The organism is Bradyrhizobium sp. USDA 4452 (genome assembly GCF_054063575.1).
This window is the reverse complement of record NZ_JBSSGK010000001.1, coordinates 1,504,857-1,520,117: the sequence shown is the minus strand read 5'-3', so window position 1 is coordinate 1,520,117 and position 15,261 is coordinate 1,504,857. Positions and strand designations below refer to the sequence as shown.

Annotated in this window: 12 protein-coding genes and 1 pseudogene; 10 read left to right on the top strand and 3 right to left on the bottom strand. The window is 64.3% G+C overall.

Annotation, left to right across the window (positions count from 1 at the left end; translation table 11 throughout):
* Positions 1-388 precede the first annotated feature (388 nt).
* From ACVISU_RS07375 to ACVISU_RS07335, 9 genes and pseudogenes are all read left to right on the top strand, one after another.
* Positions 389-625 (top strand): hypothetical protein, encoded by a 237-nt coding sequence (locus ACVISU_RS07375; RefSeq protein ID WP_050406720.1) that lies wholly within the window; start codon positions 389-391, stop codon positions 623-625.
* Positions 626-821: 196 nt separating this feature from the next.
* Positions 822-1,700, top strand: a complete 879-nt coding sequence (gene hpnC, locus ACVISU_RS07370) for a squalene synthase HpnC (RefSeq protein WP_050406719.1) — start codon at positions 822-824, stop codon at positions 1,698-1,700.
* Positions 1,697-2,533 carry a presqualene diphosphate synthase HpnD gene (hpnD, locus tag ACVISU_RS07365; RefSeq protein ID WP_050406718.1) on the top strand — a complete coding sequence of 279 codons (837 nt, stop codon included), beginning with the start codon at positions 1,697-1,699 and terminating at the stop codon, positions 2,531-2,533. The genes hpnC and hpnD overlap by 4 nt, the downstream gene beginning before the upstream one ends.
* Complete coding sequence (gene hpnE / locus ACVISU_RS07360; protein ID WP_456706475.1) at positions 2,533-3,783, top strand: hydroxysqualene dehydroxylase HpnE; 1,251 nt, start codon at positions 2,533-2,535, stop codon at positions 3,781-3,783. The genes hpnD and hpnE overlap by 1 nt, the downstream gene beginning before the upstream one ends.
* A gap of 65 nt (positions 3,784-3,848) precedes the next feature.
* Positions 3,849-5,810 carry a squalene--hopene cyclase gene (gene shc / locus ACVISU_RS07355; RefSeq protein WP_050406716.1) on the top strand — a complete coding sequence of 654 codons (1,962 nt, stop codon included), beginning with the start codon at positions 3,849-3,851 and terminating at the stop codon, positions 5,808-5,810.
* Positions 5,807-6,565 (top strand): phosphorylase, encoded by a 759-nt coding sequence (locus tag ACVISU_RS07350; protein WP_050406715.1) that lies wholly within the window; start codon positions 5,807-5,809, stop codon positions 6,563-6,565. The genes shc and ACVISU_RS07350 overlap by 4 nt, the downstream gene beginning before the upstream one ends.
* Before the next feature lie 359 nt (positions 6,566-6,924).
* Positions 6,925-7,569 (top strand): TetR/AcrR family transcriptional regulator, encoded by a 645-nt coding sequence (locus ACVISU_RS07345; protein WP_050406714.1) that lies wholly within the window; start codon positions 6,925-6,927, stop codon positions 7,567-7,569.
* A 198-nt stretch (positions 7,570-7,767) separates the two neighbouring features.
* Positions 7,768-8,276 (top strand): annotated as a pseudogene (locus ACVISU_RS07340) (class II aldolase/adducin family protein).
* A complete protein-coding gene (locus tag ACVISU_RS07335) occupies positions 8,273-9,172 on the top strand; it encodes a Rossmann-like and DUF2520 domain-containing protein (RefSeq protein WP_456706474.1) in 900 nt (299 codons plus the stop codon). Before ACVISU_RS07340 ends, ACVISU_RS07335 begins: the two are co-directional and overlap by 4 nt.
* Before the next feature lie 70 nt (positions 9,173-9,242).
* Here the strand turns inward: ACVISU_RS07335 and hpnH are convergent, their stop codons facing one another.
* Positions 9,243-10,403, bottom strand: a complete 1,161-nt coding sequence (hpnH, locus tag ACVISU_RS07330; protein ID WP_050406712.1) for an adenosyl-hopene transferase HpnH — start codon at positions 10,401-10,403, stop codon at positions 9,243-9,245.
* Positions 10,404-10,449: 46 nt separating this feature from the next.
* Positions 10,450-11,376 (bottom strand): 4-hydroxy-3-methylbut-2-enyl diphosphate reductase, encoded by a 927-nt coding sequence (ispH, locus tag ACVISU_RS07325; RefSeq protein WP_050406711.1) that lies wholly within the window; start codon positions 11,374-11,376, stop codon positions 10,450-10,452.
* A 451-nt stretch (positions 11,377-11,827) separates the two neighbouring features.
* Between ispH and hpnN the strand changes: the two genes are divergently transcribed.
* Positions 11,828-14,443 (top strand): hopanoid transporter HpnN, encoded by a 2,616-nt coding sequence (gene hpnN / locus ACVISU_RS07320; protein ID WP_050406710.1) that lies wholly within the window; start codon positions 11,828-11,830, stop codon positions 14,441-14,443.
* Positions 14,444-14,567: 124 nt separating this feature from the next.
* Here hpnN and ACVISU_RS07315 read toward each other — a convergent pair whose 3' ends face one another.
* Positions 14,568-15,227: a DUF2147 domain-containing protein gene (locus ACVISU_RS07315; RefSeq protein ID WP_050406709.1), complete on the bottom strand. Its 660-nt coding sequence runs from the start codon at positions 15,225-15,227 to the stop codon at positions 14,568-14,570.
* Between the last annotated feature and the right edge of the window lie 34 nt (positions 15,228-15,261).

Here is a 15,261-nt window from a genome sequence, read left to right as displayed (position 1 = left end):
AATCAACGCCTCTTTCGCAAGAAAGCGTCTCGCCGCATCGAAGGTTTAGTGTCACCCAAGAATGTTAGGTTCAAACAACGGAAGCGGCCCGCGCTAGCCCGGTTGTCAACGAACAGAATCAGAAGCCGCTGGCCTCATGTTGGCATCTAGCTTTGCGCGAGTGCGATCCGCAATACCCGAACGCGACAAAGTGATGGCATGAATCAGCATTGCAAATCAATGTCTTAGGCGGGGGTTTACAGCGCCGCAAATTTAGCCGCATTTAGCAGTGCTTGTCGTTAATCCGTTGCCGCGTTACGTGGCGTCTGTAATCCCCAAAATCCGTCCCCGGCCCTGCCGAAACGCGTTTCGGGAACAGATTTTCTGCTGTCGGAAATGAAGGAATACGATGCGTAAATTTCTCCTGGCTGTTGCCCTGTTGTCGATCCCGTTCTCGTCCGGCGCCTTCGCCCAGCAGCAAGGGCGCGGTACGCCCGATGAGCAGAAGGCCTGCACGCGCGACGTGCAGCGTCACTGCCGCGCTGTGATCGATCAGGGCGATTTCACTATCCTCGCCTGCCTGCAGCAGAACCGAAGCAAGATCAGCGCCGCCTGCGAACAGGTGCTGAAGACCCACGGCCAATAAGACCGAATCCAGGTCTCAAGGGACCGCTATCGACACCGCGGCTGGCAGCCATGCCGGCCGCGGTCGCATATGCTGGCGGTCACAGATAGCATTGGTTTTGGTGGCGTATTCCCCTATATGGGGCTCGCAAATCCCCCGCATGCGCCCGTCCGTTCGCGCCTGCGTCGTGCCATGACCAGTGTAGCCCAAATTTCCCATGACCACCGCGAGCGACCTGCGATCCGGAAAGACCCACCGCGACGAGAATTTTCCGGTCGCGTCGTGGATCATTCATCCGCGGCATCGTGCTCTCATCCTGGCCTTCTACAATTTCGTCCGCACCGCCGACGATATCGCCGATCACGCCACGCTGCAGCCTGCCGACAAGCTGCGTTATCTCGACCTCATGGAGGCCGAACTGCTCGGCAATGGCGACAGCCAGAAGGAAGCGGTCAGCCTGCGCCGCGCCTTTGCCGAGCGCGGCATGCCGCCGCGGCATGCGCTCGACGTGCTGGTGGCGTTCCGCCTCGACGTCACCAAGCTGCGCTACGAAAACTGGGACGACGTGATCGACTATTGCCGCTACTCGGCGATGCCGGTCGGCCGCTTCATGCTCGACGTGCATGGCGAGGATATCTCGACCTGGGCGGCGTCGGACGCGCTCTGCGCCGGATTGCAGATCAACAATCATCTGCAGGACTGCGGCAAGGACTACCGCAACCTGAACCGCGTCTATCTGCCGCGCGACGCGCTGGCCGCCGCGGGGGCGACCGTCGAGATGCTCGGCGAGGCCAAGTCGCAGCCGGCCCTGCTCAAATGCCTGCAGGCGCTCGCGGTGCGCACCGAAGCGCTGCTCGACCAGAGCAAGCCGCTCGCCGCCGAAGTGAAAGATTTCCGGCTCGGGCTCGAGATATCAGTGATCCAGGCGTTCGCCGACAAGATCGTCAACATGCTGAAGGTGCGCGACCCGCTCAGCGAGCGCGTGCATTTGAGCAAGGTTGAACTGCTGCTGCAGAGTCTCGGCGGCGTCGCCGGCGAGGCCGCGCAGCGTGCGACCGGACGGCGCGCGGTCTCCAAGACGGCGGCGGGCGCATGAGTGCCGAGGCGGCGGCCAACGCAAACTATGGAAGCACCGCGTCGGGCAGTTCGTTCTATGCCGCGATGCGCATCCTGCCGCGCGCGCAGCGCGAGGCGATGTTCCAGATCTACAGCTTCTGCCGGCAGGTCGACGACATCGCCGATTCCGACGGTCCGCGGCCGGAGCGCCTGGCCGCCTTGCAGCAATGGCGCGAGGATATCGACGCGCTGTATGCGGGGCATCCGCCGGCGCGGCTGAAGGACTATGTCGCGTCGGTGAAGGCCTTCGGCCTGAAGCGCGAGGATTTCGTCGCGATCGTCGACGGCATGGAGATGGACGTCCCGCAGGACATCCGGGCGCCCGATCTTGCGACGCTCGATCTGTATTGCGATCGCGTCGCGAGCGCGGTTGGCCGGCTGTCGGTGCGCGTGTTCGGCCTGCCCGAGGAAGACGGCATCCAGCTCGCCTACCATCTCGGTCGCGCGCTGCAGCTCACCAATATCCTGCGCGACATCGACGAGGATGCCGGTCTCGGTCGGCTCTATTTGCCGCGCGAATGGCTCTGGCACGCTGGCATCACCAACAATGATCCGGCCCGCGTCACTGCCGACCGCGCGCTGCCGAAAGTGTGCGCGCCGCTTGCCGAGCGCGCCAAGATGCACTTCCAGAAGTCCGACGAGATCATGAAGCGCAATTCGCGCCGTGCCGTGCGCGCGCCGCGGATCATGTCGAAATACTACCGCGCGATCCTCGATCTCCTCATCGCGCGCGGCTTCGCCGCTCCGCGTGAGCCGGTGCGTGTGTCCAAGGCCGCCAAGATCGGCATTCTTCTTCGTTACGCGATCATCTGATGCAAAACACCGTTCATATCATCGGTGCCGGCATTTCCGGCCTCTCGGCGGCCGTGCGGCTCGCCAATGGCGGCTACAAGGTTGCCGTCCACGAAGCGACGCAGCAGGCCGGTGGCCGCTGCCGTTCCTATTTCGACGCCGCCACCAATCTCACCATCGACAATGGCAACCACCTGCTGCTGTCGGGCAACCGCCATGCTTTGAGCTACGCGCGTTCGATCGGCACCGAGGCCGGCCTGGTAGGACCTGCGCGCGCGCAGTTTCCGTTCGTCGATCTTGCCTCCGGCCGGCGCTGGCAGCTCGACCTCGGCGATTCCCGCCTGCCGCTGTGGGTGTTCGACGAGGCGCGCCGCGTCCCCGACACGACCTTGCGCGATTATCTCGCATTGGCGCCGCTGGCCTGGGCCGGCACCGAGGCGCTCGTCGGCAACACTATTCCCTGCAAGGGCACGCTGTATGACCGCCTGGTGCAGCCACTGCTGCTCGCCGCACTGAACGTCGATCCGCCGGAGGGCTCGGCCGGACTTGCCGGCGCCATCGTGCGCGAGACGCTGCTTGCCGGCGGGCAGGCCTGCCGTCCGCTGATCGCACGCGACGGCCTCAGCTCGGTGCTGATCGAGCCGGCCGTGAAGCTCTTGCAGGAGCGGGGCCACAGCGTCCAGTTCGGTCACGAATTGCGTACGCTTGGCACGTCCGGTGATCGCATCAGTGAGCTCGACTTCGGCGGTGGCGACAAGATCACGCTGGCGACCGACGATGCCGTCGTGCTCGCGGTGCCGCCGCGCGCCGCGGCAACCCTGCTGCCCGGCCTGAAAACCCCGACCAAATTCCGCGCCATCGTCAACGCGCATTTCCGCGTAGATCCGCCGCGCGACGCCGCGCCCATTCTCGGCGTGGTGGGCGGCCTCGTGGAGTGGCTGTTCGCGTTCCCGCAGCGGCTGTCGGTGACGATCAGCAACGGCGACCGCCTGGTCGACATGCCGCGCGAGGAGCTTGCGCAGGCGATCTGGCGGGATATCTGCAAGGCATCCGGCGTCTCCGGCGACCTGCCGCCGTGGCAGATCGTGCGCGAGCGCCGCGCCACATTTGAGGCGACGCCGGAACAGAACGCCCTGCGTCCCGGGCCCGCGACGGCGCAAAAAAACCTGTTCCTTGCCGGCGACTGGACTGCTACCGGGTTGCCGGCAACCATCGAGGGGTCGGTGCGGTCGGGTGATCGTGCCGCAGATCTGGTTCTGACCAGGCGTTAATTCGACCTGTTGAGCGAGAATGGCTTTCGATCAGCCGGCCCGCGATGAAGAGGATATCGAGCGAAATGCTTTCGAGAGATCACGGCGTTGCAGTCGACCCGGTCGCGCTGGAGAAAAGCATCTCCAAGGCAACCGAAGCGTTGCTCGGCTATCGCCAGTCCGACGGGCACTGGGTGTTCGAGCTCGAAGCCGACAGCACCATTCCGGCCGAGTACATCCTGCTGCGTCACTACCTGGCCGAGCCCGTCGATGCCGCGCTCGAGGCCAAGCTCGGCAACTATCTGCGCCGCGTCCAGGGCGCACATGGCGGCTGGCCGCTGGTGCATGACGGCCCGTTTGACATGAGCGCCAGCGTGAAGTCGTATTTCGCGCTGAAGATGATCGGCGATTCCGTCGATGCGCCGCACATGGTGCGGGCGCGCGAGGCGATCCGCTCGCGCGGCGGGGCCTCGGGCAGCAACGTGTTCACGCGCTTCCTGCTCGCGCTTTTTGGCGTCGTGACCTGGCGCGCGACGCCGGTGCTGCCGGTCGAGATCATGCTGCTGCCGATGTGGTCGCCGTTCCACATCAACAAGATCTCCTACTGGGCGCGCACCACCATGGTGCCGCTGATGGTGCTCGCCGCGCTGAAGCCGCGCGCCAGGAATCCGAAGGGCGTCGGCATCGACGAGTTGTTCCTGGAGGATCCGAAATCGGTCCGCATGGCGCCGAAGGCGCCGCATCAGAGCGCGGGCTGGTTCTATCTGTTCCGCTCGCTCGACGCCGTGCTGCGCGTGATCGAGCCGATGTTTCCGAAGCGCCTGCGCCAGCGCGCGATCGACGCCGCGCTCGCCTTCACCGAAGAGCGGTTGAACGGCGAAGACGGCATGGGCGCGATCTATCCGCCGATGGCCAACATCGTCATGATGTATGAGGCGCTCGGCAAGGACGGGAATTTCCCGCCGCGCGCCATCACCCGCCGCGGCATCGACAAGCTGCTGGTGGTCGGCGAGCACGAGGCCTATTGCCAGCCCTGCGTCTCGCCGGTGTGGGACACCGCGCTGACCTGTCATGCGCTGCAGGAAGCGGGCGGCGAGGATACGTTGGCCAAGGCCAAGCAGGGCCTCGACTGGCTGAAGCCGCGCCAGGTGCTGGAGCTGAAGGGCGACTGGGCGGTCAAGGCGCCGGGCGTCCGTCCCGGTGGCTGGGCGTTCCAGTACAACAACGACCACTATCCCGATCTCGACGATACCGCCGTGGTCGTGATGGCGATGGACCGCGCGCGGCGGCACACCGGAACCAGGGAATATGACGAGGCGATCGCGCGCGGCCGCGAGTGGATCGAGGGGCTGCAGAGCCGCGACGGTGGCTGGGCCGCGTTCGACGCCAACAACCTCGAATATTACCTCAACAACATCCCGTTCTCCGATCACGGCGCTTTGCTCGATCCGCCGACCGAGGATGTCACGGCGCGCTGCATCTCGATGCTGGGCCAACTCGGCGAGACCGCCGAGAGCAGCAAGGCGATGGCCGACGGTATTGCCTACCTGCGTCGCACCCAGCTCCCCGAAGGGTCCTGGTACGGCCGCTGGGGCCTGAATTACCTCTACGGCACCTGGTCGGTGCTCTCAGCGCTAAATGTCGCAGGGATCGATCGCAACGACCCGATGATTCGGAAAGCGGTCGATTGGCTGGTGTCAGTCCAGAATCAGGACGGTGGCTGGGGCGAGGACGCCGTCAGCTACCGGCTGGATTACAAGGGCTATGAGGTTGCGCCGTCGACTTCCTCGCAAACGGCATGGGCTTTGCTTGGATTGATGGCGGCCGGGGAGGTCGAAAATCCCGCCGTTGTGCGGGGGGTGGAGTACCTAAAGGCAACACAGACGGAAAAAGGGCTGTGGGACGAGCAGCGATACACAGCTACGGGGTTTCCGCGGGTATTTTACTTGCGATATCATGGCTACTCGAAGTTCTTTCCGCTCTGGGCGCTGGCGCGGTATCGGAATTTGAGAAGCACCAATAGCAGGGTGGTAGGGGTCGGGATGTGATTGTTGAGGCGGGGGCCGCCGAGACCGTGGGCAGTAGAATTGATCCTCGGCCGGTATTGATTGTGACTGGATTGGTGCAGGAAGCCCGTATCGCAGCGGGTCCCGGCATGATCGTGATTTGCAGCTCGAGCGATCCGCAGCAGCTGCGTGAATTGCTGGCGACGCTGGATCCGACCACCTTCCGTGGCGTGATTTCGTTCGGCGTAGCCGGCGGGCTCGATCCGTCGCTGAAGTCGGGCGACGTCGTGGTCGCGACCGAGGTGATGTCCGGCGATACCCGTTTCCTGGCCGCATCCGCTCTGAACGAAGAGATGATCGCCAGCGCCGCGTTGAAGCGCCGCAGGATCGTCCGCGGCGGGCTTGCCGGCGTCGAGGAGGTGATCGCGGCGAAGGCATGCAAGGCCGCGCTGCGCTCGATGACGGGGGCTGCCGCAGTCGACATGGAAAGCCATATTGCGGCCGCCTATGCCGCCAAGGCGGGCATTCCGTTCGCTGCGCTGCGCGTGATCAGCGATCCCGCGCACCGGGCGCTGCCCGAGCTCGCGAAATCCGCGGTGAAGCCGAACGGGGACATCGATCTGCGCAAGGTGTTGCGCGGCATCGTGCGCAATCCGCGGACGCTGCGGGCCCTGGTGTCGACCGGCATAGATTTCAATCGCGCGCTGCGCTCGCTGCGCAGCTGCCGCGGCTTCCTGCTCGGCAACGAGGTGCTGATGCCGGCGGAAGACGTTCTGATTACGGCCAAGGCGGCCTGATCCAACTGTCCCGGACCGGGACGCTCGCCGGGCCAAACTCAAAACAATCAAGCTCAAACATAGAGGCCCGATCGCATCGCGATCGGGCTTCTTGCTTTGGTGCCTGATCGATCCGGTCCGGGTTTCGCGCATTCAGCGAGCGATCTGCCGGGTTGCGGGCGGGTGACGCTCGAAGCCCGTTCCTGCCAGCGCGTCGCGCTACAAGTCTCCAAACGATCATTGTTCCGCGCGCCCGGCCGCAGCGTCCGGTAGCGGTGCGCCCTGTCCTGCGACCTCCGGCCGCCCCCTAGATGCTTGACATATCGAGCAATTCAATTGAGCATGAACTCTAATCCTTTATTCATGAATTAAGGTTCACGATGGCAATCGCTGCGGTTCGCCTCAATCAGCTGGTCGAGACCAAGGCCCGCATTCTGGATGCCGCCAGGGACGCCGTGGCGGAGAGCGGGTGGAAGGACGCCCAGATCGCCCTGATCGCCTCACGGGCCGGCGTGGCCACCGGCAGCGTGTATCGCTACTTCGACTCGAAGGCGGACCTGTACGCGCAGGTGCTCGCCCTGGTTTCCGAGCGCGAGGTGGCCGTTGTCGCCGCGATCGTCGAAGCCGAGGGATCCGCGTCCCAATGTCTGGTGGACGCGATCTACACCTTCGCAGTCCGGGCGATGCGCGGCCGCCGTCTGGCCTACGCGCTGATCGCCGAACCCTGTGAACCCGAGATCGACGCGGCGCGGCTGAAATACCGGGCGGCCTTGGCCGATCAGATCGCAACGCTGGTCCGGCGCGGCATCGCCGACGGCGAGTTCGTCGATATCGATGCGAATGTCGCGGCATCCTGCGTGGCCGGCGCCTTCATGGAGGCGCTGGTTGGTCCGCTGGCGCCCGAGGCAGCCCCGGACTCCGACGCGGCGAAGGCGATCGCACAATCGATCGCGGGGCTCTCCGCGCGCATGCTGTTTCGCCATCCCCCGCCTGAATTGACCCCTGTCTCGAGAGTTTCCGCATGAATGCGCGTGTCCGGCCGGTTGCCGCCGCGGAAGTGAAAGCCAGTACGTCCGTACGGCATGCTGTACGAGGAGATCACGGCGTCGAGCCTCGTCAAGACAGACATCGAGGGGCGGACCTTGCTGCAGCCCGACCACGGCTACAATGTCAACGTAGCCGGCTTCTAACTGCACGCTCCGATCCACCGTGCGCGGTCCGATGTGAAGTGCGTGCTGCATACTCACACCAGGGCGGGGCCCGCGGTCAGCTCCCTTGCCGAAGCGCTGCTGCCGCTGTCGCAGACGGCGATGCGGTTTCACGGACGGATCGGCTATCACGATTTCGAAGGGCCGGCGATCGATCGCGACGCATGCGATCGTGTCGTCGCCGACCTCGGCCGCAACAACGTGCGATCCTGCGTGATCATGGCCTGCTGGTCTACGGCAGCACGATTCCACAGGCGTTCAACGCGATCTACTGGCTGGAGCAGGCCTGCCGGATCCAGGTCGATGCGCTCGGCTCCGGTCGGCCGCTGCACGCGCCGAGCGAGCTGGCGATCGGCAACACGGTGACCTGCTTTGCCAGCACCGAGATCACGCTGGACAATGAGCGCGACACCAATCCGGTGCTGAATGAGGTGACGCAGAATCTGCAGGCCGGCTACGGGCTGCTGGAATGGCCGGCGCTGCGGCGCGGGCTCGACCGCATCGACGCGGGCTACGCACAATGAGCACGTCGCAGGACCCGCTGCGGATCGGCTTCATCGGCGCAGGCCGCGTGGCGCAGACGCTGGCGCCGGCGTTCGCCCGCGCGGATCTGAACGTCGCGGCCTTCTACAACCGCGGTCCCGATGCCGCGCAGCGCCTCGGATCCCGCATCCCGTCGGCGCGGCCGATGAGCGACGCGCAACAGGTCGTGGACAGCTGCGACATGGTCTTCCTCACGGTAAGCGACGACGCGATCCTGCCGGTCTGCCGCGGTCTGCGCTGGGAGCCGCGTCACCGCGTGGTCCATTGCAGCGGCGCGACGGAACTGGCGGCGCTCGACCACGCGCGATCCGCGGGCGCCGCAACCGGCGGATTTCATCCAATGCAGATGTTTGCCAATCCCGACGTCGCGCTGGAGGGCCTGCGCGGATGCACGGTCGGCATCGAGGCTGAAGGCGACTTCCGGCACGACCTCGAGCGGCTGGCTGCCGGTATCGGCTGCGAGCCGCTGGCGCTGCCGGCCGGCGTGCGGGCGCTCTATCATGCCTCGGCCTACTATGTCGGCCCGTTCCTGATCGCGCTGCTCAAGGAAGGCGTCGAGCTCTGGAAGAGTTTTGGTGCCAGCGAGGCTGACGCGCTGCGCGCCATGATGCCGCTGCTGCGAGGCACGGTCGCGGCCGTGCTCGACGGTGGCCTCGCCCACGGCATGGGTGGCTGCGTGGCGCGCGGCGACGTTGGAACGATCGTCAAGCACCTGCGGGCCCTGGACGAACGCTTTCCCGCCTCGGGCGCGCTCTATCGCGAACTGGCGCTGCGCAATGTCCCGCTCGGAATCGAGCGTGGCACACTGAGCGCTCCGCGCGCCGCGGAGATCGAGCAGCTACTGCTCCGAACCCGGCAAGACCAGGCGGCATCCTGATCCAAGAAAAAAGGCCCCAGTTCGCTGAACCGAGGCCCTTCAACTTCTTGCTCTCCGCTCACATCGAGCATCAGGCGGCGGTAGAAGCCTTCGCTTGCTGCTTGGCAGCGGCGGCGGCCGCCTCATCGCGGCGGATCTCCGAGAGCTTCTTCTGGACCTGCTCGGCGAAGATGTACTGCGCCGGACGCTGCTTCGACATGTCGATCTCCGGCGCCATCGGACCCGTGGTCTTGATGCCGCGCAGTGCGACCCACATCGCCTTCAGCGGATTGTTGATCGCAGCGGTGGCCGCGGTCGGCTCGTAACCGCAATGGGCCATACAGTCGGCGCACTTCTCGTACTTGCCGGTGCCGTAGCTGTCCCAATCGGTGGTGTCCATCAGCTCCTTGAAGGTCTTGGCGTAGCCTTCACCGAGCAGATAGCAGGGCTTCTGCCAGCCGAAGATGTTGCGTGCCGGCATGCCCCAGGGCGTGCACTCGTATTCCTGGTTGCCGGCCAGGAAGTCGAGGAACAGGCCGGAATGCATGAAGTTCCACTTCTTCCCCTTGCCGAGCGCAAAGACGTCGCGGAACAGCTTCTTGGTCTTGGTGCGGTTGAGGAAGTGCTCCTGGTCAGGCGCACGCTCATAGGCGTAACCGGGCGACATCGAGACGCCGACGCCGAGCTCGGTGGTGAAGTCGAGGAATTTGGCAATCTCCTCGGCCGGATGGCCGTCGAAGATCGTGGCGTTGACGTTGACCGTGAAGCCGCGCGCCTTCGCCGCCTTGATCGCGGAGACGGCGCGATCGAACACGCCCTTCTGCGACACCGCCTTGTCGTGATGGTCCTTCAGGCCGTCGAGATGCACCGAGAAGAACAGATAGGGCGACGGCTCGAACAGATCGAGCTTCTTCTCGAGCAGCAGCGCATTGGTGCACAGCGAGACGAACTTCTTGCGCGCCACGAGACCGCGCACGATCTCGCCGATTTCCTTGTGGATCAGCGGCTCGCCGCCGGGAATCGCCACCATCGGCGCGCCGCATTCATCGGCTGCGTCCCAGCATTCCTGGGCGGTCATGCGGCGGTTGAGGATCGCATCGGGATAGTCGATCTTGCCGCAGCCGACGCAGGCGAGGTTGCAACGGAACAGGGGTTCCAGCATCAGCACGAGCGGATAGCGTTTGCGGCCAAGCAGCTTCTGCTTGATCAGATAACCGCCGATACGCATTTCCTTGAAGAACGGTATAGCCATTAGACGATTTTCTTTCTGCACTTATTCAAAGGGAAGTGGGTTCAGATCAGCCCGTAGTCAGTTCGGCCGGCAGCCGGAATTCAATATTCTCTTCGCGGCCCGGAACGACCGAGACGGACACCGGTCCGATGCGCCGCAGGGCCTCGATGACATCGTCGACCAAAACCTCAGGTGCCGATGCACCCGCCGTAATGCCGACAGCCTTCGCATCCTTCAGCCAATCCGGGTTGAGCTCGCTCCCATCGGCAATGAGATAACTCGCGACACCAACCTCGGTGCCGATCTCACGAAGCCTGTTCGAGTTGGAACTATTGGCGGCCCCCACCACCAAAATGACATCCACCAGCTTACCTAGGTCCCTTACCGCAGATTGGCGGTTCTGTGTCGCATAGCAGATATCCCTGATGTCCGGGCCTTGAATATCTGTAAATTTTGCCTGGAGCGCCGCGATAATGTCCCTGGTGTCGTCCACGGACAGGGTGGTCTGGGTGATATAGGCGACCGGGGCGTCGGTCGGCAGCCGCAATTCCGCCACATCCTGCACGCTCTGGACCAGCAGGACCGGCCCCGGAACCTGGCCCATGGTTCCTTCGACCTCGGGATGGCCGGCATGCCCGATCAGGATCAGGGCGCGGCCTCTCGAGATGTAGCGCTTGCCTTGGTTGTGGACCTTGGTGACGAGCGGGCAGGTAGCATTGAGCACGGGCAGGTCGCGGGCCTCCGCCTCCTCCTCGACGCTCCTGGCGACGCCGTGGGCACTGAAGACGGTGACCGCCTTGGGCGGCACTTCCGACAGGTCCTCGACGAAGATCGCGCCCTTCTTCTTCAGGCTTTCGACCACGTATTTGTTGTGAACGATCTCGTGGCGGACATAGACCGGCGGGCCATATTTCTGCAGCGCGCGTTCGACGATTTCGATCGCGCGCACAACGCCCGCGCAAAAGCCGCGCGGCTGGGCAAGAAACACTTCCATAGGACATCCGTTACGCAAATTGCACCAATCTCATTCCATGCCTGCGGCTTTTTCGGCAACGCACTCCGCTCGGTCGGACGCCGCAACATCAGTTGCAATGTCCGCACCAGCTCAGGTCCTGCACGTGATCCGCGCCCTCAAGGGCATGGAAATACAGGGATTTGTGGCAAAAAGGTAGCGCTTCGAAGGGGGGAGCGGTCCGCGAGGCGAGAGGTGTAAGGTATTATGGTATGGATTTTGGGCCCTGCGACGGTCCGTCTTCCTCACTTGTTCGTCACTTTATCGCCCACTCCTGCGGTTTATACCGGCCACTCGTGGCCGTTCCTTTATTTTGGAACCTCCTCGCCATCCCGTCGAGGAAGATAACCAAAACAACATTAGATCGGTCCCCGGAACTCCGCTACAGAGCGGGCGTTTTCGGCCATGCTCCCAGAGATTAGAAAGAAACGAAGTGCTGACAAATATTGTCGTCTCCGTTGTTAGGACCTGTACGCGCTTTGCCCTTCCGGTTGTCATTCTCTCGGTGCTGCTGTCGATCGGCGCCGGCTTCTATACGGCCCGCAACTTCTCGATCAACACCGACATCAACAAGCTGATCTCGCCGGATCTGGATTGGCGCAAGCGCGACAACCAGTTCGAGGAAGCCTTTGATCGCGAGCGGCTGATCCTGGCCGTCGTCGAGGCGGCGACGCCCGAGCTGACCAGCTCGGCCGCGAAGGCGCTCACCGCAAAGCTGCAGGCCGACAAGAAGAACTTCGAGGCGATCACCGCGCTCGGCTCGGGCGAATTCTTCGAGAAGAACGGCTTGCTGTTCCTGCCGACCGAAGAGGTCGGGAAGGTCACGGCCCAGCTCGAATCGGCCGCGCCGCTGATCGAGATCATGGCCGGCGACCCTTCGATTCGCGGGCTGACCGGCGCGCTCGAGACCGGCCTTGCCGGCGTCAAGCGCGGACAGGTCAAGCTCGACAATGCCGCTCCGCCCTTCAACCTGATCTCGGAGACGGTCGAGACCGTCCTCGCCAAAGGCAATGCGACCTTCTCCTGGCGTGAGCTGACCAGCGACAAGCCGCTGACCGATTCGGACAAGCGCGCCTTCATCGAGATCAAGCCGATCATCGACTATTCGGCACTTGAGCCGGGCAAGGCCGCGACCGACGCAATCCGCCAGGCGGCCGCCGATCTGAAATTCCCGACCGAGTATCACGCGCGGGTTCGCCTGACCGGACCGGTGCCGATCGCCAACGAGGAATACGCCACCGTCCAGGACGGCGCGATCACCAACGGCATCGGCACCGTGGTGATCGTGCTGATCATCCTCTGGCTGGCGCTGCATTCCGGCAAGATCATCTTCGCCGTGTTCGTCAACCTGTTCATCGGTCTTGCCCTCACTACCGCGGTTGGCCTGATGATGGTCGGATCGCTGAACCTGCTCTCAATCGCCTTCGCGGTGCTGTTCGTCGGACTTGGCGTCGATTTCGGCATCCAGTTCAGCGTCCGCTACCGCTCCGAGCGTTACAAGAACGACAATCTGACGCTGGCGCTGGAGAACGCCGCGCGCCGCTCGGCGGTGCCGCTGTCGCTCGCGGCGATGGCGACCGCCGCCGGCTTCCTGTGCTTCCTGCCGACCGACTACAAGGGCATCTCCGAGCTCGGCAAGATCGCCGGCGCAGGCATGCTGGTGGCCTTCACCACCAGCATCACCGTGCTGCCGGCGCTGCTCGACCTGCTCAATCCGCCCGGAGAGAAGGAGCCGGTCGGCTACGCCTTCCTGGCGCCGCTCGATCACTTCCTTGAGAAGCATCGCGTCCCGATCATCGTCGGCACGATCCTGGTCACGGTCGCAGGCCTGCCGCTGCTGCACTACATGAAGTTCGACTTCAACCCGATCAATCTGCGCAACAAGCAGGCGGAATCGATCGCGACCTTCCTCGATCTGAGGAAGGATCCGAACACCGGCGCCAACGCCATCAACGTGATGACGCGCTCGGAAGACGACGCCAAGAAGATCGAGGCCAAGCTCGAGAAGCTGCCGGAAGTATCGCGCGTGATGTCGCTCGACAGCTTCGTGCCTGATGATCAGCCGGCCAAGCTGAAGCTGATCGCGCAGGCGGCCAAGACGCTCGGCCCGGCGCTCAACCCCGACTCGGTCGATCCGGCGCCGTCGGATCAGGAGAACGTCGAGTCGCTGAAGAGCTCGGTCGACAGCCTGCGCAGGACCGCGGGCGACGGCAAGGGACCGGGTGCGGTTGCCGCGCGCCGGCTCGCCGACGCCCTGCAGAAGCTTGCCGATTCGAGCCAGGCCATCCGCGACAAGGCGCAGGACGTCTTCGTCGCGCCGATGAAGATCGTGTTCGATCAGCTCCGCAACACGCTGCAGGCCCAGACCGTCACGCTGCAGAACCTGCCGCCGGAATTGATCGCGAGCTGGAAGACCAAGGACGGCCTGATGCGTGTCGAGGTCGAGCCGAAGGGCGATCCGAACGACAACGACAATCTGCGCCGCTTTGCCGACGCCGTGCTCGCGGCCGAGCCGACCGCGATCGGTGGACCGGTCTCGATCCTGAAGTCGGGCGATGTCATCGTGAATGCGTTCATCCACGCCGGCATCCTGGCGCTGGTCACGATCGGCCTGCTGCTGTGGCTGACGCTGCGCCGCATCGTCGACGTGCTGATGACGCTGGTGCCGCTCCTGGTCGCCGGCATCGTCACGCTGGAGATTTGCGTGCTGATCGGACTGCCGCTCAACTTCGCCAACATCGTCGCCCTGCCGCTGCTGCTCGGCGTCGGCGTCGCCTTCAAGATCTACTATGTCACGGCATGGCGGCAGGGCAGGACAAACCTGCTGCAGTCGAGCCTGACGCGTGCGATCTTTTTCAGCGCGCTGACCACGGCGACCGCGTTCGGCAGCCTGTGGCTGTCCAGTCATCCCGGCACCGCGAGCATGGGCAAGCTGCTTGCGCTCTCGCTCGTCACGACGCTTGCGGCAGTGCTGCTGTTCCAGCCGGCGCTGATGGGCAAGCCGCGCGAGGCCCTCAAGGAGGAGGATATCGCCAACGACGTCACCTGACGTGCAGGCGATCCACCGTTGATCCGGCTTGGCGGCAATGTGCCGCCGAGCCGCAAATTCAGCCGGGTGTCAACACGACGAGGTAGCCAGCGTGCTCGCGCGCGGCGTCGCCCGCTGGCCTCCGTCAGTGCGTCGATCGTGCAATGTCGGGGAGCAGGCAGATATCGCCGACGACGTCAGCCGATGCATTGGCGGTGCCGGGGGCACCGGCTGCCGGCTTTTGACCCGGCTTGGCGGCAGGCGCTACCGCACCTGTCGTCTTCTGCGGCGGCGCTGCCGATTTGGGCAGGGCGCCCTTCGGTGCCGGGCTGCCCGCGGCAGGCGGGTTGCCGGCGACGCTCGGAGGGATCGGCGGACCGACGCGGGTCCAGGTCTCGCCGCCGCACAGGAAGCCGAGCACGCAGCCCTGGATCTCGAGCTGATCGGTGCCGACCGGCTTGATGGTCGAGCTGTAGAGCTGGCCATCCTTCGCGTTGTAGACTTGGCCTTCCCACGCGTCGGCGCCGGCCTTCTTCTTCATGTCGATCAGGATCGGCATGCCGAGGGTCGGCCTGCTTTGCTTCGCCGGATCAGGATTGTTCTTATCCTTGCCGCCGGGGGTTTTTTCCCAGGACACCGCACCCCACATGTTGCCATTACACTGGGCGACGCGGATGGTGGCGACACCGTCCGCGACCTTCCAGTCGCCGGTCGGGTCCGCTGCAAGTGCCGGTGATAATACGGTGGCCAAAAATAAACCTGAAAAGGCTATTGTACGCGCGAAAGTTCTTGGGCAGTGCAACATGGTCCAAACCTGTGCTTAACTAGACGATCCGAGC

Bases quoted from the DNA above. Each gene is read 5' to 3' on its own strand.
- ACVISU_RS07375 (WP_050406720.1), top strand. From the start codon at position 389: ATGCGTAAATTTCTCCTGGCTGTTGCCCTGTTGTCGATCCCGTTCTCG.
- hpnC (WP_050406719.1), top strand. From the start codon at position 822: ATGACCACCGCGAGCGACCTGCGATCCGGAAAGACCCACCGCGACGAG.
- hpnD (WP_050406718.1), top strand. From the start codon at position 1,697: ATGAGTGCCGAGGCGGCGGCCAACGCAAACTATGGAAGCACCGCGTCG.
- hpnE (WP_456706475.1), top strand. From the start codon at position 2,533: ATGCAAAACACCGTTCATATCATCGGTGCCGGCATTTCCGGCCTCTCG.
- shc (WP_050406716.1), top strand. From the start codon at position 3,849: ATGCTTTCGAGAGATCACGGCGTTGCAGTCGACCCGGTCGCGCTGGAG.
- ACVISU_RS07345 (WP_050406714.1), top strand. From the start codon at position 6,925: ATGGCAATCGCTGCGGTTCGCCTCAATCAGCTGGTCGAGACCAAGGCC.
- ACVISU_RS07335 (WP_456706474.1), top strand. From the start codon at position 8,273: ATGAGCACGTCGCAGGACCCGCTGCGGATCGGCTTCATCGGCGCAGGC.
- hpnH (WP_050406712.1), bottom strand. From the start codon at position 10,403: ATGGCTATACCGTTCTTCAAGGAAATGCGTATCGGCGGTTATCTGATC.
- ispH (WP_050406711.1), bottom strand. From the start codon at position 11,376: ATGGAAGTGTTTCTTGCCCAGCCGCGCGGCTTTTGCGCGGGCGTTGTG.
- ACVISU_RS07315 (WP_050406709.1), bottom strand. From the start codon at position 15,227: ATGTTGCACTGCCCAAGAACTTTCGCGCGTACAATAGCCTTTTCAGGT.